Below are 18,236 nucleotides of genomic sequence, written 5' to 3' on the forward strand. Positions count from 1 at the left end.
CATTACTAAGGTAGCGATTGATGCGATAGGAAATATATCTTTTGTTACGTTAATCAAGCTGAACATAATTTAGTCACACCAGGAATTCTCCTGGTTGTATATTTTCAAGCCTGATTACCGTTTCGTGCGCCACAGGCTCATCTTCCATTACGCTCCATGCCGGGAAGGCTTTTGCGTGCGTCTCCAGGAAAGGCCCTTCTTTTAATTCAAATACCATTGCTCTTGATGAAAGGCAAACTAATGTATGAATAACATTTGGCGGTATTTGCACAGCGAAGGCTCCGGTATCATTCCCCAGTAAATGAATACTTTCCACCTGACCCGCCCCGGAAAACGTTATAAGCTTAATTCGTCCATCAATCACATGAAAATATTCCCACTGATGTGAAAGTTCATGTTTGTGTGGCGGAATATAACTGTTTTTCATTAACGCAATGGCCAAACGCTGTACCGGCTCCTGATGCGATTGATGCAAGCAGTGGTGAGCCCTTAATCGACCGGAATGTTGCGCACGGGTATAGAGCGCCTCCTTGAATGCTTCATCGAGAATAATCACTGGCAGGCCTCATAGGGTTAATAGTGTTTCCATACCACGCGATTAACATAGTCCGTATAACTATGAATAATACGTAAAACCTTATCAGAAACATTAGGCATACTGTAATCATTGACAGGACGCAGCAGCCGGGTATCGCCGGAGGGCTGATCTTCAAGGATAGATAAAGCCTGCATAACACGTTCAACGCTCAAACCGGTCATAATGACAGAGGCTTCTTCCATACCTTCTGGACGTTCATGCGCTTCGCGAATATTTAAGGCCGAAAAGTTAAGAATAGAGGACTCTTCGGTAATCGTCCCGCTATCAGACAGAACGGCTTTGGCTTCAATTTGTAATTTAATATAGTCGATAAAGCCTAAGGGTTTAAGAAGCTGAACACGTTCATCAAATTGAATGTTGTTTTCTTCAAAACGTTTACGCGTTCTGGGATGGGTAGAAACAATAACCGGAAGATTATATTTTTCCGCTACAGCATTAAGAATATCGGCAAGTTTATGAATATTCACACTGCTGTCAACATTCTCTTCCCTGTGCGCGCTAACGACAAAAAAGCCATTCTTTTCAATTGAAAGGCGGCTCAGCACATCTGACCGTTCGATTTTTTCGCGATGCTGATTAATCACTTCAAACATAGGGCTGCCGGTTTTAATTACGCGATCCGGGCTGATCCCTTCAGCTAAAAGATACTCACGGGCTATATCAGAGTAAGTCATATTGATATCTGATATATGGTCGACGATTTTGCGGTTAATTTCCTCTGGAACGCGCTGATCGAAACATCTGTTTCCTGCTTCCATATGAAAAACAGGGATTTTTTTCCTTTTCGCCGCTAACGCGGCGAGGCAGCTATTGGTATCACCAAGAATAAGTAGAGCCTCAGGTTTTAATTCACTAAGCAGCTCATCAACCTTAATAATGATATTACCTATCGTTGCAGCTGCATTATCGCCGGCCGCATTCAGGAAAAAGTCGGGCTTCTTAACAGAGAGATCGTTGAAAAAAACCTCGTTTAATTCATAATCATAATTCTGACCTGTATGAGCAATATAGTGATCGCAATACTGGTCTAGTTTATTAAGCACGGCTGAAAGCCTGATAATTTCAGGACGGGTGCCGACCACACTTAAAACACGAAGTTTCTTTCCCATTTACATACTCCAACTGAAAGTATCAGGTTTATCTCGATCAAAAATCTCATTTGCCCATAGCATAACAATCAAATCATCTTCACCGATATTTTTAATGTTATGGGCCCAGCCCGGGACCGTTTCGACCACCTCGGTCTCTGCAGACGTTTTTACCGTCTCGTAAATCTCACCGGTAATAATATTTTCAAATTTGAACAGCGCTTTTCCCTGCAGGACAACGAATTTTTCATTTTTACTGTGATGGTAATGACCACCACGCGTCACACCAGGCTTAGCTGTAAAAAACGAAAATTGTCCATGCTCAGGTGTCTTCAGAATTTCGCTAAAGGCTCCCCGTTCATCTTTATAAACGGGTACTGAATAGGAAAAACGCGCCGGATCGAGATAACTCAGATAGGTTGCATAGAGCGCGCGATTCAGACCAGTACCCACTGACTCAGTAATAAGGGTGCTTCTGGAGGCGTGGAACTGCTGTAGCTTGTCTGCTAATTCCTGTAATGTAACGGTATAGGTAACCGCTATTTTTTTAAATCCTGTTTCAGAGCCAGCGTCGTCCAGATGCCCGATGAATTCTGACACAACGTCATCAATATAAACCAATTCAAGCTGATGAGCAGGATTATCGATACGAAGAGGAATTTGATTGATAATATTATGACAGAAAGTGGCCACTACAGAATTATAATTAGGGCGACACCATTTTCCGAACACGCCAGGCAGACGATAAATATAGCTTTTAACTAAGCCGGCATCTTCGGCTTGCGCTAATAACTCTTCAGCTTTTCTCTTGCTCAGCCCATAGGGGTTATCCTGCTGAGCCTGTATCGAGGAAGAATAAACTACCGCAACGCCTCTGTTCACTTTGGCGATGCAGTTAATCAGCATTTGCGTAAAATCGATATTTGAAGTAACGAATTCGTTATTTTCTAACGGGCGATTAACGCCCGCTAAGTGGTAAATGAAATCAACGTTCTTTACTTTATCTTCAAGTAATTCGATAGCATCAGAATGAAGATGCGTAACAACCTGAATATGACGTTCTTTCAATGCTGCCAGGAGGTTTTTCCCGATAAAACCCCCTGCACCGGTAACAAGTACCTTTTTCATAAATCAATGCTCCGGCTGTACTAAGTTACCTTTTACGATTTCCTGCATAAACTTCAGCTTGAGCAATAACTGTTTAGTACCTTCAAGATCCAGACGCGTAGTATTATGGGAATTATAATCTACAATTTCAGAAATCTTTTTCTCGCCTTCGGCAAAGTATTTATCATAATTCAAATCACGGTTGTCAGCAGGAATGCGGTAATAATCACCCTGATCTTCCGCATGTAGCATCTCTTCGCGCGTAAGAAGGGTTTCATACAGTTTTTCACCATGGCGAGTCCCGATCACTTTGATCGTATAACCCGGCTTACTCATTATCTCAGTAATTGCCTGCGCTAACACACCTACCGTTGAAGCAGGCGCTTTCTGGACAAAGATATCGCCGTTATTGCCATGAACGAACGCGTGAAGAACTAAATCTACCGCATCTTCAAGACTCATCATGAAGCGCGTCATTTCTGGATCGGTAATGGTAACTGGTTCGTTATTAATGACCTGATTAACAAACAAAGGGATGACTGAACCGCGTGACGCCATCACGTTACCATAGCGCGTACCGCAAACAACGGTTCCGCTACCATTAATGTTTCGGGCCTTAGCCACCATAATTTTTTCCATCATCGCTTTGGAAATGCCCATAGCATTGATGGGATAGACCGCTTTATCGGTACTTAAGCAGACCACACGCTTAACTTCATAGTTAATCGCCGCTTCGATAACGTTCTCGGTGCCCAGAACGTTCGTTTTAACCGCCTCAAGCGGGTAAAACTCACACGACGGCACCTGTTTCAATGCAGCAGCATGGAACACAAAATCTACACCGCGCATGGCGTTAGCGATGCTTTGGTAATCGCGCACGTCACCTAAATAAAATTTCAGCTTAGGATTTTTGTAACGCTTACGCATATCATCCTGTTTTTTCTCATCGCGGCTAAAGATACGGATTTCAGCGATATCCGTCTCCAGGAAGCGATCTAAAACAGCATTGCCAAAAGAGCCGGTACCGCCAGTGATGAGTAGAATTTTTGATTCAAACATAGGAAACCTTAACTAATCAGAATAGACAAAATCTCTTTAGCCGCTGCCGTTACAGTAAATCTTTCATGCAACAAGCACAGGGCGTTGTTCCCGGCCTTTTCTCTCAAGGCGGAGTCGTTCAGTAGTTTCAATGCATTTTCGTAAAAACGTTCATCTTCGCCATTGATAGTAACAAAACCCGCTTCGGCATTTTCTACAACGGATTTTAAATCATTGCCGGGGTTGACGCTACCTAAGATAGGTATGCCATTGACCATATAACCGAGTATTTTCCCGGGAAAATTATGACTCAGGTGGCTACGGCTAAGGGAAAATAAGCCAATATCAATTTCTTTCAATATCGCCCTGAAGGCCTCCTGGCTGACAGGAGGAAGCAGCAAGACATTGTTAAGATTGTTTTTGTTTATTTTTTTCTGAATCAGCTCAACTTCATCGCCCTGCCCTAAAAATACAAAATGCGCTTCGCTTCGGTTCTTCATTTTTTCAGCGAGGCGCACAAGATTATCCATATCCTGCGCTTTGCCTATATTTCCGCCATAAAAAAATATTATCTTTTCTTGCAGATTATATTTTTTACGGAATCCGTATTCCTCGGCAGTGACTTCCGGATCAGCCCAATTGTACAGCAAGCGGGTTTTATATGTTTCGCCAAAACATTCCTTAAAATATTTAACATTGGCCGCAGATTGTATGCCGATAACATCGGCTGCCTGATAATTGATTTTTTCAAAAAAACGGAAATATTTAGCTGCTAAAGATTGCTCTTTAATCATTCCATTATCGATAACCCACTGCGGAAAGAAATCACGCAAAATTAAATAAACAGGGCAGCGATTCTTTTCTTTAAGGTGGCGTGCAAAAGCGCCCCAGAATATAGATGGCGAATAATTTACAATCAAATCAAACTTTTTATCTTTAATAATACTGGTCAGATGCTTTTTCGCTTTAAACGGCAAAAGGGTTTCGTTTATAGCCCTTTTTACGAATGAGCAATTTTTGATGGGCCCCGATCGAAAACGTATTACTTCAATGCCATCAATAATATCCACTTTGACATTCTGGTCCTGCAATACACCTGGCGTAATTACCGTCACGGTATGCCCATTTCTGGAAAATTCGCATGCAAGCTCATGCATCATTTTGGCTGCTACTTTCGTGCTAAAGGGCACATAATCATCAATCAGCAGAGCAAGTCTTTTTTTCGAAAGGTCATTCAGCATATATTGCACTCAAATATAGTTTAGCTCTTTCTGTCGCATCAGGTAATTTATCAACGGCCTTCCTGGCCTCGATGCAATAATGTTCGATTGTATCTGGGTTAGCGAAAGCGTTTTTAATAACCGCAGCAATATCGTCACTGTTTAACGGATCGAAATAAAAGGCATGGTCACCACAGACTGTTTTCGCAAAAGCGCGATCGGAGGTAAAAACGGGCCTGTTCATGTATGCGGCTTCAACATAGGATGCACTAAAGCATTCCAGAAGCGTGGGAAGAAACATGCCATCACAGCGTTGATATAACGGGGGGCACTGCGCGTTCGTAATCTTACCCGTTAGCATTATTCTCTTCTGGTGATGCGCAGGTAGTTCTGACAAAAAGTCATCATCGAGCGTGAGGACAAACTTATAGTTATCAGGCAAGGCTTCTAACAAGGGGTAGATAACCTGCAAGTTTTTGTGTGGGTAATTATGGGAGACAGTTAGCAGCCAAATTTCATCCGCTTTTTTCTCAGGTAATTTTTTAGCCACACTACTATCATAGAGGGATGGTTGAGAGAAATTAGCTGATATGGTATTTGATACTAAATACACCTGCTCAGAGGGGAAACCAAAAAGTTTAGCAACCTTATCTTTCACATCCGCTGTTTCCACAACTATCTTCGTCGCATTGCTTTTATAATAATAAGGCTGAAGATAGCGCAATAATATTTTCTTTAATTTCTCTTTTACAGATAATGAGTTATAAACAGTTTGAGTATCATAAATTAGCCATGGCAAGGCGAACCCAACCAGATGGTTTTTTACAGCTGGGTTCCAGTAACTGGGCCCAAAGACAGTAAAGACATCCTGGATACCATGTTTGGCTATAATATCATCAAGCGTTTTTCTACTGGCGAAATTTAATAACCCAGATGGCGTTTTATCAATAATAATGCTTTTGTTTCTGCTTTTTTCACCAAGTTGATGATAAACAGGAGGGGATACCGCCGCGATAAAATCCACATCCAATTTAACAAACTCTTCAATTATCGAAACCCCTACCTGTAAACCGCCGCCCACATAGAGATTACTTGCATTAACTAATAGCATTTCATTTTCTCAATTGCCAATGTAATTTTACAGCGTTTTCCCTTTCCAAATCATAAGAACTACCATGCAACATTTCGGCAATACTATTCGAATAAGGTACGAATTGTGCCATAAAGTAGTCATTATCCGTGAATCGCTGAAAACTTAAAAACACGTAAAGCGAAAAGCAGCATGCTAATAGGGTCCGGTTATGCCTTTTATTATATGAGGCAATTATATAAGAGACTATTATTAACATAGCGGGTATGAAATACTCATCAAATCTTGATGAAATTGTACCAAATTGACCTAAAAAAATGTCGATATTTAACATTAGCAGAAAAGCGGCCTCAAAAACCAATATGTAAAATAGCGAGACCCCCCGCTTTGCAAAATATAGTAAAACATTTCTTTTATTTTTAATAAACAAACAGTAAATTAGTATTTTAAACATTAGGTTAAAGGATAAAACACTTCCTGAAAGCTCACCAGAAGAATAAAGAACAAGTTTATAGATATAAGGATTGCTGTATATTAAGGCTACTAACTTAAAAAGTTTTCCTAAGGGATATATATCTACTAAAGCTAACAACACTCCCACTAATAAACTAAACCTTCCTATTTTTATTATCTTTCTTTTAATAAAAAACGGAAATATCAAAAGCAATAAAGCTGATATATGAAATAACGCGCCTATAAGGCAGGTTAAATAATACAATCTATTTTTTTCTTTAAGATAAAAATTGAGTGCTAAATAAAAAAAAGTAACTGCTACTATTTGTCGCAAAGCTTCCACGTTAAAACCAAAGGAAACTAAAAAATACACGCATAAAACAAAAACTGGATAAGGTGAATATTTTTTTAAGATAAAAATCAAGGATGTTAATATGAATAAAGTTATTACTAGCGTGAAATGCCAAAAATATAATCCCAAAGAACTAAAAAATTTAGAAATCAGCTGATAACCAGGTTCGATAGTTAATGTAATCGCGCCGCCATTATAGAAGTCACGATAGAAGAGCCAGTCAACGCCTAGCTCGTATCGCAAACCAACAAACAAGGCGATGATGCATGATACGATAACTATCAGTATCTTTTTTTTGCGATCGGCCAAAACATCGAGGTTAGCAAAAAAAAGCAATATCCCTGCATAAATATAATAAATTCCCATAAGTATTATTCACTCAACTTTTTATGCAGTCCTGACTTAATTATACCTACAGCAATAATTACGGTTATCAGGCATTTAACTGTAAGACCTACTGTAAATGACATATGACTATTTATATATGCAGCCAAGTAATTTACAGCAAGCAGACCGGCGGTAAACACCATCAGATAACCAGCCGAAATAACATTATTCTTTACTATCCATGTTGACGTTATATAGTGCATGAGCGCTAGCAGAAAATAGGAAGCGATGGTGGCCCATGCAGATCCTACAATACCGAATTTTGGTATCAAGTAATAGTTTAGCAAGATATTGAAAATTACAGCAAAAAGCGTTGCACACGAAATTATAAGTGAGCGTTTTTTATAAAAGAGAAAATTTACATATATCAGATAAATATGAATCAGTGCATTACCGACGAAGATAAGGGGTAATATATTCACGCTGGCATAGTACTTTTTATCTGCGAGAATAAAAATAGCTTCTTGGGAAAAAAGAATTGACATGACGCTTATACAAAAAACAACTACTGTACTGGCATAAATATTGTTTTTTATTTTCTCGAGTTTTTTCTCTTCGATCAGCCTGTAAAGGCGGGGCTGCCATGATGAGTTCCAGGCCATTATGACAACAAGAATGCCTGTACCGATGTTGTAGGCAAAAGAATATAAACCCGCTTCATAACTTCCCAACTCACGATTTATTATTAGCCTGTCAGCCTGAGATAATAATGAATTAGATAACACATGAATTATCAACGGTACCGAGAATAGCACCGCCTCTTTCAATAGGCTAACATCGAAATCACCTTTAGCAAGCTTTCTAAATTTATTAAGTACGTAAGCAATCAGAATTAAACTAACAATAACTTGCGCATAAATTTTTGACAAGTATTGCTGCTGCGTTAATGTAATGGCAAAGATAAATATTAATGCTATTTCACTCACCTTAGAAATAACATTGATTTTTACATAGCTTCCACTTTTCCTTGCCGCCTGAAGATAGCATGTGTAGATATATATATAGGACAGCAAGTTACATATACCCATCACCCAAAAGAAATCACTTTCTTCAATGCCCAACAGGGTTGAAAGAGGTTTCATGTAAAAAGGGCTCAGGCTTAACAGGATAAGCTGAAAAGGAAGGAGGAAATAAAGAATACTTTTTAAATAGCTACCAAAATTATCTTGCGTAAGCATGTATCTGTTAGTTACTGCGTTTTGCAGATTCAGGCTAATAAATACATAAAGTATCATAATCGCTGTATTAATAATGGAGAGCTTACCATACTGCTCAGGATCTAACACTCTGGATAACAGCGGCAGGGATATAAAAAGAAACCCTTTTACAAATAAATCCCCTAATGCATAGTTTGCAAAATCTTTAACGGTTTTAAATTTCATTTTTTGCTACTGAGCTAATATAAGAATTAATTTGCTTTTTATACATGCCTTCTAAATCATAATCTTGTGCAGCATTATAAAAACTATTGTATTCAAGCTTCATTTTAAGCAGCGCTTTCTTTAATGAATCTTTGCTTGTTGCCTCGAATACTATTCCGTTTTCTTTTACTAAATCTTCTTTACATCCTACCCGATCGCTAATAATAACCGGTAATCCCAGCGACAGAGCTTCTTCGATGACCAATCCCCAGGGTTCAGCAAGCGAAGGTAAAATGAAAACGTCACACTGACGATAGTATGTTTCTAATTCGCGATTATTAACATATCCTAAGAAGGTAATGTTTTTCTTTGCTTTTTTTTGCAAGACGTCGCTATCCGGGCCACTTCCGACAATGAAAAGCCTTTCTCTTGTCTCATTGAATACATCAATGAGCAGGGAAAGGTTTTTCTCAGGCGCCAGTCTTCCTACATAAAGATATTTTAAACTTTCATGACTTTGGCTAACTGTTCGATGACTATTTTGATGTCTCTCACGTGGCGGATTAGCTACACCAACACCATGAGTGATATAAATTTTTCCTGAGAAGCCGCAATGCGCTAAAATTTCTTTCTGTAATATTCCTGAAGGATAAGCAGCGCCCATTCGTGTGAGGAATAATTTCTTTAACCGGCCAGCCATGCCGCTCATACGCGTTTCAAGTATGCTGCTTTCAATGACAACCGCATTTTTTCTTTTTGGCGACAGTAAAGAAAGGAAAAAAAGCTCTTTTATTTCCCATCCCGGAAAAACCAACCGCTGATAATGACTTTTTTTTAGTTCACGATGAACAGCGTGTAATACCGTTAATTTATTTCTTTCCTCAAAATTCCCCTCAATAATAAATGCATGATCAAATTGACAATCATAATTATAAAAGTCGCTTTCGCGCATTGAGGATTTTTTAGAAATAAAGATAACTTTGATATTAATTTGACGCGCAAGTGAGTTAAACAGATTAACTTTATAAAAAGCAGGCACATTAGTGATAAATATTAAGTCATAATTTTTCATTTACTTACCTGCTCAATAACCTTCTGCCATTTCAGCAGAATTTCTTTCTCGCCATACTCTGCAATGCTTTCCGGTGCTTTTTGGCTCAACTGCTCTTGCATCGTCTCATTTTCGAGAAGCCTTTTTATTTCTCTGGCTAAGCAATCTACATCCTCAGCTTTTACTAAAATACCGTTCTTGCTTTGCAATATTGTTTTGGGACCGGCCGGGCAGTCGAAGCTAATGCATGCCATCCCGAATGCCAACGCCTCGACTAATACCATTCCCCACCCTTCATACCGCGAAGAAAGCACAAATATTTTCGCCTGATTATATTCATCAGCTATGTTCTTTTTAAAGGGTAGTATTTCAACGTTATCAAGGCGATTAGCATCAATATAGCTTTGTAGCGCTTCCCGGTCAGGCCCGTCACCGACAATCCTCAGCGTCCAGCCTTCAGTGACAATACGGCTCCATGCCTGCAGCAACAGATCGAAGCCCTTTTGGTACGTAAGACGGCCGACGCCAAGTACGCAATTTGCTCGCTGTTTAAACGGAACGACATCATTGGGGATTTCAACAATATTAGGAATGATAAAGTGCCTCGCCCCTGGCATCCAGCTATATTTAGCTTTATCTTCAGGTGTTAAGGTCACCACTGCATCAATTTTTTTATAAAGCAATTGCCTGATCTTTTTCAGGATCGGATTAATAACATCATATTCAAAATGCTCAATAGCAATAATATTTTTATAGCCAGCCATTTTGGCGAGTAATGTCATTTTTACATCACAGCATATGGCTACTGCATTTTCGTCAGCCAAAGCGACTTTTTTTAGCGTCTTTCTTTTTTTTAGCAGGTAATTGATATCAAAAAGCATGCCGGCCAGGAGAGATTTGGCGCGGTTATACATGCTTTCTTCATATTCATTATGCAATACCGTAACAGCTACGTTGTCAGCAGGCTTAAATGATATATCATGTTGAGAAACGTAAAGGCTAACTAGCCTTACGTGATAAAGCGCCGACAAAGTGTTAGCCAAAGTAATGGATACGCGTTCAATTCCTCCACGTGACGTAATATCGCCTAATAAAACATGGACGTTTGGCTTGTTACTGGAAGAATTGCTTGAATACTCGCTCACTATTTCGGTCATCCTTAAACAGATTTATTATTGCGTTGACGCTACTTCTGTGCCCGGCATAGCGATCGTTACCTGCCAGCAACGTTTCTATTTCGTTTAACAGCTCGCTTTGCGTGGAACAATGGTAACCTGGCATCCAGTAATCTACAGGTTCAAGAGTAAACCCACCGCGCGATTTACTGTACGCATCTAAATCGGGCGTTAAAAAGCACATAGGCTTGTCCAGCAACATATAGTCGAAGTAAACTGAAGAATAGTCTGTTATGAGCATATCCATATGCGCTAAAAGGTGGTTGATATCCAGGCCATTGTTGCGTAATTCATCCGATTTGATAATACGAATGTTTTCGCTTAGCTGTAAATCCAGATAGATATTTTCTTCATAAGGATGAAGTTTGATGAAAAGCTGGCAATTATTTTGCTGCAAGAATATGTTCAATGCAGTTAAATCAAAATCTCTAACACGGAAAAAGTTATTATTTTCAATTGATTTCCCATCAGAATACTCATTTGCTTCCTGATTCTCCCTGAAGGTGGGAACGTAAAAAATCTTTCTTTTTCCAGATGCTAAAAATTTGAGCCCTGTTTTGGCGGCGGTTTGATCATATAAAAAATCATTTCGCGGCTGGCCCGTTATGTATACCTTATTGGCCTTTTCCCGAAAACATGCTGCTATTATTGCGCGCATAACTTCCGAGGTGGCGATTCTGTAAGATGAGTAATCCTCCATTCCCTGATGATCAAACTCGCCTAAATAACAGATCTTTTTGAGTGGCATACCATGCCACAGACTGATGTAGATCTGATTGCCGCTTTTCGTGCCAATCATTTCGTTATGCGTAGTGACGATATATTTTGCGGTTGCGTACTGCCAGAGGGCGCTCGCCGTTCCCGCTTTGAAAATCTTTATTTCATCAGTCGCGGCAGGCTTTTGAGCTTCAACAAACCAAACAATTTTGTAATTTTTATGATTTTTTTGGATGTAATCACTCAGAGCTTTGGCATTACCTGAAAAATCAGGCCTGCTTTTAAAGATGATCTTTTCTTTGTCTTTAGGTATCAGATAAATCAAACACGACAGGATTCTCTTGCTGATCCTTACAAGCATTTTTTTAAACATTTTTCTTTCCCGATCTGACCACTTCAATTATCTCCGTCGTCGAGATAGATGGCGTTCTCGGTAAGTAGATGACTTCACAGGCATCTTTTACCCAATCAAATTTGCCAGCCCAATCATCACCCATGACCAGTACGTTAGCCTGATGATGCTTAATATATTCCAGCTTAAGCTCCAGTGATTCCTCGAGAAAAACTTCATCAACAAACTTCAGGCTTTGTATAATTTTAACTCTGTCTTCCTGTGAATAAACGGGATATCTCTGTTTTTTATTGAAATTTAATTGATCAGAAGATACGCCCACTACAAGGTAATCGCCATATCTGGCCGCACGTTCCAGGATATTAATGTGTCCCACATGAAAAACATCGAAGGTACCAAATGTAATTACCTTTTTCATTGATTCTCTCATCTGAATTTTACGCTTATATTTTTTTCTTTTAACAGGTATTTATTTAATGAACGGACATTTGTTACACGGCACATCAAAATAAAGATAAAATAATACAAAGCTATTTGAACTAAAAATAAGGTTTTATAATAGTTCATTGCAATACCGATAAAAGCCATCAGTAGAGTAGTGCAAACTATAATAAATAAGCTCCCCCGGGCGCTTAAGCCTGCATCAATTAACACATGATGCAAATGCTCCCGGTCCGGCTTAAACGGGCTGTCCCCTCTTCTGATGCGTGCGATCATGACGCGCAGCATATCCATCAGCGGCACAGCGATCAGCCACAGCGCGGTGACCGGTTGCATTACCGCATTGTGGCCCTGCGTCGCGATAATCAACAGCCAGATAACGGTAAAGCCAATCAGCGTGCTGCCGGCGTCGCCCATAAAGACTTTAAATTTGCGTCCCCAGGGAATACCGAGGTTGAGCAGAATATAGGGCAGACAGGCGACCATCAGGCAAAGGCACCATAATGCCATCGCATCGTTGCCGCCCATCCAGAATACCGCCGCCAACGCGCCGAAAGTCACCGAGGAGAGCGCGCCTAAAAGACCGTCAATGCCGTCAACCATATTAAAGGCGTTGATCGCGCCTACCACCGCCAGCAGCGTGACGCCATAGCCCAACACGCCGAGAATCAGCTCGTAGCCGAACAGGATATTCCCCAGCGAATAGAGATAGAGGCCGTTGTACATCATAATGCTGGCCACCAGCGCCTGTAGCGCCATGCGCGGCATCACCGGCAGATCAAACTTATCATCCAGCACGCCGACCACAATCAGCAGCGTAGCGCACGCCATATAAATGGTGAAATCCGGCAGCCAGCCCGGCTGGAGAATATAGATAATCCACAATGAGAGATATACCGAAACGCCACCCACCAGCGGTATATGCCCGTGATGATGTTTGCGCGCGTTAGGTTTATCAACCAGGCCGACTTTCTTGGCAACCTTGCGCGAGATAAAAAGCAGCGCCAGCGCGCCCAAAAAAACAAGCACGATTTCTTGCATGTTTGCACCAGTATTGAGATTGACCACAGATACCTGAAAATGTCCACGCTACCGCCCCTGGCTTTAAGCAACCAGACGCTTCAGTGGCTCAGGACTCAAACAAGCATAGCCTGTGAGAGCAACCTGGTAATTTTTTCTCGCGACGCTAACCGAAACAGATGTAACCGTGCGCTAATAGTTTACGATTCTCGTACTATCGTCGTGCGCAGACAAGCATAAAATTGCCTGTTTCACCGTTGACTTATGCCGTTAATCGCTTTGTCCACGCTGATTGTTTGCAAAGCAAGCAAAGCGCTTAAAATATCATCTCATGTCACTGTTATCATATCGAATGCGATATATCTTATTCATTCCGCCAGGCGATGCGCTTTGAAGTGAAAAAGTAGCCGGCTAATCATCTCTTCGTTTATCTCCCGTTGAACCGGGGCCTGAAACAGAAAAGGCTTCTGTTGCCAGAAGCCATTGTCGTTATCCACTTTGTTACTCGCGCAACCTGCTTTTTAACCGGGCCAGCAGGCGCCTCTGCGCGACAAAATACATTAGCGTAACTTCATTTTAACGATAACCGTTCGGATTTTTTGACTGCCAGTTCCAGGTGTCGCGCATCATCGCATCGATGCCGCGCGTCACGCGCCAGTCAAGTTCCTTATCTGCCAGCGACGCATCGGCCCAGAAGGCGGCCAGATCGCCGTCGCGACGCGGTTTAATCTCGTAAGGCACCGGTTTGCCGGACGCTTTTTCAAACGCCTGCACCATCTCCATAACGGAGAAGCCTTTGCCGGCGCCGAGGTTATAGGCTTTATAACCCTGTACGTGATCAAGATGATCGAGCGCTTTCAGGTGTCCTTCCGCCAGATCGACGACATGGATATAGTCGCGTACGCCGGTACCATCTTTAGTGTCATAATCGGCGCCGAAAATGCCGAGCTTCTCCAGGCGGCCAATGGCGACCTGCGCAATATAAGGCAGCAGGTTATTGGGAATGCCGTTAGGATCTTCGCCGATTTCGCCGGACTCATGGGCGCCTACCGGATTAAAGTAGCGCAGCGCAATGGCCTTCAGCTTGCTGTCCGCTTTGGCGTAATCCTGCATGATCTGCTCAACCATCAGCTTGGAGGTGCCATAAGGGCTGGTCGTGCCGCCGATCGGCGTGGTCTCAACATAGGGCACCGGCGCGTTGGCGCCATAGACGGTCGCAGAGGAGCTAAAGATAAAGTTATAGATGCCGGCATTGCGCATCTCTTCCAGCAGCACCACGGTGCCGGAGACATTGTTTTCATAGTATTCCAGCGGCTTGCGGGTCGATTCGCCCACCGCTTTCAAACCGGCAAAATGGATAACAGCGCTGATGGCATGGCTGGTAAAGATATCGCGCAGGCAGGCGCGATCCAGAATATCGCCCTCAACGAAGGTCGCTTGCTTTCCGGCCAGCTTCTCGACGCGGCGAATCGATTCCCGCGAAGCGTTGCTGAGGTTGTCCATTACCACAACGTCGTCGCCGCGCTGCAGTAGCGCCAGCACCGTATGAGAGCCGATGTAGCCTGCTCCGCCCGTTACCAAAATAGCCATGTGAACTCCTTGATGCCGCGCAGGCGCGCGGCGTGAAATAGTGAGGAATTATTTTGCCAACAATTGCTTGATCGTGTCGCGGAACGCAGCGCCCTGCTGGTTATTGCGCAGGCCATAGGTGACAAAGGCCTGCATATAGCCCAGCTTACGGCCGCAGTCGAAGCTGTTGCCCGTCATCAGGCAGGCGTCAACCGGCTGTTTTTTGCTCAGGCTGGCGATCGCGTCGGTCAGCTGGATACGGCCCCATGCGCCCGGCTCCGTTTTCTCCAGTTCGGCCCAGATATCCGCAGACAGCACATAGCGCCCTACCGCCGCCAGATCGGAGTCGAGCTGTTCCGGATGCTCCGGTTTTTCGATAAAGCTGGTGATGGCGCTGACGCTGCCTTCGTTTTCCAGCGGTTCTTGCGTCGAAATGGCGGAGTATTCAGACAGGTCGGCACCCGGCATATGCTTCGCCAGCACCTGGCTGTGGCCGGTTTCTTCAAAGCGCGCGACCATCGCGGCGAGATTATAACGCAGGTGGTCAGCGGTGGAATCATCCATGATGACGTCCGGCAGCACAACCACGAAAGGATTGTCGCCGATCATAGGACGGGCGCAAAGTACGGAGTGGCCCAGGCCCAGCGGCTGCGCCTGACGCACGTTCATAATAGTCACGCCTGGCGGACAGATAGACTGCACTTCGCTCAGCAGCTGACGCTTCACGCGCTGTTCCAGCAGCGCTTCCAGCTCGTACGTCGTATCGAAATGGTTTTCGACGGCATTTTTCGACGCATGAGTGACCAGTACGATTTCCTTGATGCCCGACTTGACGATTTCATCAACGATGTACTGAATCATCGGCTTGTCAACGATCGGCAGCATCTCTTTAGGAATGGCTTTTGTAGCAGGGAGCATATGCATACCGAGACCCGCAACGGGGATAACTGCTTTAAGCTTGGTCATATTTTTTCCATATAATGATGTGAAGACATTACGCGATTATGCAATAAATGCATGATCGTCAAGTATAATCTTAATCTGAAAAATTTGCTGTCAGGAAAAAGCTGATGAGGTAAAAACTAAAAACACGTAAGGTAGGCGATGCCAATAATTATTCCGCCGCGTGTTAACGTCTGTCACAGCAAATAAAAGCTTATGGCTTAATCAATTTCATTAATTACGGCAAGCATTATTCGCTGAGATTAATCTGATAAATATTGAGGCGCGCGCGCAAATGTAAGAAAGCGTTTTCTTTTATCTGAATTTAAATATTACATCTTCCATTTACCATGCCTTAATGAATAATGCAATTTGGCGTAATCATTCCTATAAGGGTCAGAAATGAGCATTAATGAAAAAGCCAGTGAAGAACGCATCACCTCACGACGTAAAGCGCTGACGAAAATTCTGGTCTCCGCGGCGGCGGTCGGCACCTTTGGCAGCCTGACGCGCGCCAATGCGGCGCCCGCCCCGGCAACGCCCTCACCGGCGCCCGGCGGCGTGCCAGGAAAAATCGACGGTGCGCCCGGCATTATTCTTGATCACGCCTCGACATCCTGGGCGAAGATCCGCAGCGATAGCCGTAACGGCAATGGCCCGGTAGATAATTACGCCGCGTTCCAGCAGCTGGTAGAAGATAAGAAATACCTTACTATCGACACCCCGGTCAGCATTAATAAATCGATAAAGCTGACGCTGAAAAACCAAATCATCGAAGGCCGCGGCAACGGTATTATTACCCCGCTGGGAAATATGGGTAATGAGTTTTTGCTGGAGCTGAAGGCGGATGCCACGCAAATACACGGCATGGTATTTGATAATCCGATGCTGTTAAAAAGCGAGACCGGCGGCCGTCAGGGCGGAATAATGATTTCTGCCAACTATTGTCAGGTGGCGAACAGCTATTTTTATCGCATGCTGCAATCGGTGATTGCGCCGGCGAGCTTCGGCGCCTATGGCACCAAGATCATCGATAACTGGTTTTTAGAGTGTCTCGGCGCCGGCACCGGCATGCGCGATCTGCATTCGAAGCTGGGCGAAGATCGCGGCGACGCCGTTACCATCTGGGGCTCCGGCACCATCATGACCGGCAACCATGCCTACTGCAAAGCGGGCGAAGACGCCCGCCTGGCGTTCCACGCCGAAGGGCTGCCGGGAGCGCGTAAGCATCTGCGCGATTTTGACCATAAAGATATCATCATGGCCAACAATATGGCGAAGGGCAGCTTCCGGCGTCATTTTGCGATGGAAAACATTATCGGCGGCATTTCGATCGGCAATATCTCGATGGGCGGCGCCACCTGGTGGGGCGAAGCTTATATCCAGTGTAAGAACATCAACGTTAAGAACACCATTCGCTACAGCAACAGCCCTGACATGCTGAACGGCAACGCCTGGCGTCCCATCAAGGCGGCGATTGCGGTAGTGAACTTTAACGAAGGCGTGAATATCGACAGCACGGTATTGATCGCAAAAGGCACCAAAGCCTACGGTTTCGCCATCGCCACCCAGACCGGCGATCATGACGTTACGCTTTCCGGCAGCATGATTAACGAAGGCGCACGCACTAATACCGCCCTGTTCCTGAACCAGCCGAAAAGCTTCCGCATCAACAATCTCGATACGCGCGGCTTCGCGCGAGTGGCGTTAATCACATCTAATCCAAACGTATTTATTTCCAGCAGCAACAGCTATCACGAACTGAATGGCAAAGGCACCGGATTAGAGATAGCCCGCGGCAAAGGCGGCACCATTACGGTAAACGGCGATACTTATCTTAACGTCAGCACCGCGTTTAAATTGCCCAATCTCGATAACCTGAGCATTAAAAACACGCAGGTGAGCGGTGAAGGACGCTTTGCTAACCTGAGCGGCATCATGAAGTCGTTGACCATCAGCGATAACACCGTTCTTTCCGGCAACCAGATGCCCGTCGCTTACAGTAACGGTGCCTCGCCTGATATTGCCTGGACCGTGCAAAATAATATTGGCATTACCAGCAACTTTACCTGCAGCAGCGAACAGCTCGCCTCAGCTCAATCTCAGCTTAATCAGCGTAATAAATATGCCGGTAAGAACGTATCGGTCAACAACAATTCCGTCTGGGTGGCGTTGGGCGATAACCCTGACTCCCCTTGGCTCAACCTGGCGACGCAGAAGCAGGTGAAGCCCGCATAGTAAAAAAGCCTCAGCTTTTACGCTGAGGCTTTTTTTA

16 protein-coding genes are annotated in these 18,236 nt (G+C 43.5%); 1 reads left to right on the forward strand and 15 read right to left on the reverse strand.

Annotated features, from left to right (window positions below; all coding sequences use genetic code 11):
* Positions 1 to 73: 73 nt before the first annotated feature.
* From C2E15_RS13425 to galF, 15 genes are all read right to left on the reverse strand, one after another.
* Positions 74 to 556 carry a WbuC family cupin fold metalloprotein gene (locus tag C2E15_RS13425; protein WP_167391877.1) on the reverse strand — a complete coding sequence of 161 codons (483 nt, stop codon included), beginning with the start codon at positions 554 to 556 and terminating at the stop codon, positions 74 to 76.
* A 17-nt stretch (positions 557 to 573) separates the two neighbouring features.
* Positions 574 to 1,707 (reverse strand): non-hydrolyzing UDP-N-acetylglucosamine 2-epimerase, encoded by a 1,134-nt coding sequence (wecB, locus tag C2E15_RS13430; protein WP_104957816.1) that lies wholly within the window; start codon positions 1,705 to 1,707, stop codon positions 574 to 576.
* Positions 1,708 to 2,814 carry a UDP-2-acetamido-2,6-beta-L-arabino-hexul-4-ose reductase gene (wbjC, locus tag C2E15_RS13435; RefSeq protein ID WP_104957817.1) on the reverse strand — a complete coding sequence of 369 codons (1,107 nt, stop codon included), beginning with the start codon at positions 2,812 to 2,814 and terminating at the stop codon, positions 1,708 to 1,710.
* A gap of 3 nt (positions 2,815 to 2,817) precedes the next feature.
* Entirely contained in the window at positions 2,818 to 3,852 is a 1,035-nt protein-coding gene (locus C2E15_RS13440; protein ID WP_104957818.1) for a polysaccharide biosynthesis protein, read from the reverse strand.
* 8 nt (positions 3,853 to 3,860) lie between these two features.
* Positions 3,861 to 5,072, reverse strand: coding sequence for a glycosyltransferase family 4 protein (locus C2E15_RS13445; protein WP_104957819.1), 1,212 nt, complete (start codon positions 5,070 to 5,072; stop codon positions 3,861 to 3,863).
* A complete protein-coding gene (locus tag C2E15_RS13450) occupies positions 5,062 to 6,162 on the reverse strand; it encodes a glycosyltransferase (protein ID WP_104957820.1) in 1,101 nt (366 codons plus the stop codon). Before C2E15_RS13450 ends, C2E15_RS13445 begins: the two co-directional genes overlap by 11 nt.
* A 1-nt stretch (position 6,163) precedes the next feature.
* Positions 6,164 to 7,312, reverse strand: coding sequence for an EpsG family protein (locus C2E15_RS13455; protein ID WP_104957821.1), 1,149 nt, complete (start codon positions 7,310 to 7,312; stop codon positions 6,164 to 6,166).
* A gap of 5 nt (positions 7,313 to 7,317) precedes the next feature.
* Positions 7,318 to 8,715 (reverse strand): lipopolysaccharide biosynthesis protein, encoded by a 1,398-nt coding sequence (locus tag C2E15_RS13460; RefSeq protein ID WP_104957822.1) that lies wholly within the window; start codon positions 8,713 to 8,715, stop codon positions 7,318 to 7,320.
* Positions 8,705 to 9,766, reverse strand: a complete 1,062-nt coding sequence (locus tag C2E15_RS13465; protein ID WP_104957823.1) for a glycosyltransferase — start codon at positions 9,764 to 9,766, stop codon at positions 8,705 to 8,707. Before C2E15_RS13465 ends, C2E15_RS13460 begins: the two co-directional genes overlap by 11 nt.
* The gene (locus C2E15_RS13470; protein ID WP_167391878.1) at positions 9,763 to 10,890 is read right to left on the reverse strand and encodes a glycosyltransferase family 4 protein; all 1,128 of its coding nucleotides are present in this window, start codon (positions 10,888 to 10,890) and stop codon (positions 9,763 to 9,765) included. The genes C2E15_RS13465 and C2E15_RS13470 overlap by 4 nt, the downstream gene beginning before the upstream one ends.
* Complete coding sequence (locus C2E15_RS13475; RefSeq protein ID WP_104957825.1) at positions 10,859 to 12,010, reverse strand: CDP-glycerol glycerophosphotransferase family protein; 1,152 nt, start codon at positions 12,008 to 12,010, stop codon at positions 10,859 to 10,861. The genes C2E15_RS13470 and C2E15_RS13475 overlap by 32 nt, the downstream gene beginning before the upstream one ends.
* Positions 12,003 to 12,407 carry an FAD synthase family protein gene (locus C2E15_RS13480; RefSeq protein ID WP_104957826.1) on the reverse strand — a complete coding sequence of 135 codons (405 nt, stop codon included), beginning with the start codon at positions 12,405 to 12,407 and terminating at the stop codon, positions 12,003 to 12,005. The genes C2E15_RS13475 and C2E15_RS13480 overlap by 8 nt, the downstream gene beginning before the upstream one ends.
* Positions 12,408 to 12,415: 8 nt before the next feature.
* The gene (gene wecA / locus C2E15_RS13485) at positions 12,416 to 13,471 is read right to left on the reverse strand and encodes a UDP-N-acetylglucosamine--undecaprenyl-phosphate N-acetylglucosaminephosphotransferase (RefSeq protein ID WP_104957827.1); all 1,056 of its coding nucleotides are present in this window, start codon (positions 13,469 to 13,471) and stop codon (positions 12,416 to 12,418) included.
* A gap of 555 nt (positions 13,472 to 14,026) precedes the next feature.
* Positions 14,027 to 15,040: a UDP-glucose 4-epimerase GalE gene (galE, locus tag C2E15_RS13490; RefSeq protein WP_104957828.1), complete on the reverse strand. Its 1,014-nt coding sequence runs from the start codon at positions 15,038 to 15,040 to the stop codon at positions 14,027 to 14,029.
* 48 nt (positions 15,041 to 15,088) lie between these two features.
* A complete protein-coding gene (galF, locus tag C2E15_RS13495; protein ID WP_104957829.1) occupies positions 15,089 to 15,985 on the reverse strand; it encodes a UTP--glucose-1-phosphate uridylyltransferase GalF in 897 nt (298 codons plus the stop codon).
* A gap of 378 nt (positions 15,986 to 16,363) precedes the next feature.
* On the opposite strand from galF, the gene C2E15_RS13500 reads away from it, so the two are divergent.
* On the forward strand, positions 16,364 to 18,199 hold the full coding sequence (locus C2E15_RS13500) for a hypothetical protein (RefSeq protein WP_104957830.1): 1,836 nt from the start codon (positions 16,364 to 16,366) through the stop codon (positions 18,197 to 18,199).
* The last annotated feature ends 37 nt before the right edge of the window (positions 18,200 to 18,236 follow it).

It is taken from the genome of Mixta gaviniae, assembly GCF_002953195.1.
GTDB lineage: Bacteria > Pseudomonadota > Gammaproteobacteria > Enterobacterales > Enterobacteriaceae > Mixta > Mixta gaviniae.

Bases quoted from the DNA above. Each gene is read 5' to 3' on its own strand.
- C2E15_RS13500 (WP_104957830.1), top strand. From the start codon at position 16,364: ATGAGCATTAATGAAAAAGCCAGTGAAGAACGCATCACCTCACGACGT.
- C2E15_RS13445 (WP_104957819.1), bottom strand. From the start codon at position 5,072: ATGCTGAATGACCTTTCGAAAAAAAGACTTGCTCTGCTGATTGATGAT.
- C2E15_RS13480 (WP_104957826.1), bottom strand. From the start codon at position 12,407: ATGAAAAAGGTAATTACATTTGGTACCTTCGATGTTTTTCATGTGGGA.
- C2E15_RS13440 (WP_104957818.1), bottom strand. From the start codon at position 3,852: ATGTTTGAATCAAAAATTCTACTCATCACTGGCGGTACCGGCTCTTTT.
- C2E15_RS13465 (WP_104957823.1), bottom strand. From the start codon at position 9,766: ATGAAAAATTATGACTTAATATTTATCACTAATGTGCCTGCTTTTTAT.
- wecB (WP_104957816.1), bottom strand. From the start codon at position 1,707: ATGGGAAAGAAACTTCGTGTTTTAAGTGTGGTCGGCACCCGTCCTGAA.
- galE (WP_104957828.1), bottom strand. From the start codon at position 15,040: ATGGCTATTTTGGTAACGGGCGGAGCAGGCTACATCGGCTCTCATACG.
- C2E15_RS13450 (WP_104957820.1), bottom strand. From the start codon at position 6,162: ATGCTATTAGTTAATGCAAGTAATCTCTATGTGGGCGGCGGTTTACAG.
- galF (WP_104957829.1), bottom strand. From the start codon at position 15,985: ATGACCAAGCTTAAAGCAGTTATCCCCGTTGCGGGTCTCGGTATGCAT.
- C2E15_RS13455 (WP_104957821.1), bottom strand. From the start codon at position 7,312: ATGGGAATTTATTATATTTATGCAGGGATATTGCTTTTTTTTGCTAAC.
- C2E15_RS13475 (WP_104957825.1), bottom strand. From the start codon at position 12,010: ATGTTTAAAAAAATGCTTGTAAGGATCAGCAAGAGAATCCTGTCGTGT.
- C2E15_RS13460 (WP_104957822.1), bottom strand. From the start codon at position 8,715: ATGAAATTTAAAACCGTTAAAGATTTTGCAAACTATGCATTAGGGGAT.
- wbjC (WP_104957817.1), bottom strand. From the start codon at position 2,814: ATGAAAAAGGTACTTGTTACCGGTGCAGGGGGTTTTATCGGGAAAAAC.
- wecA (WP_104957827.1), bottom strand. From the start codon at position 13,471: ATGCAAGAAATCGTGCTTGTTTTTTTGGGCGCGCTGGCGCTGCTTTTT.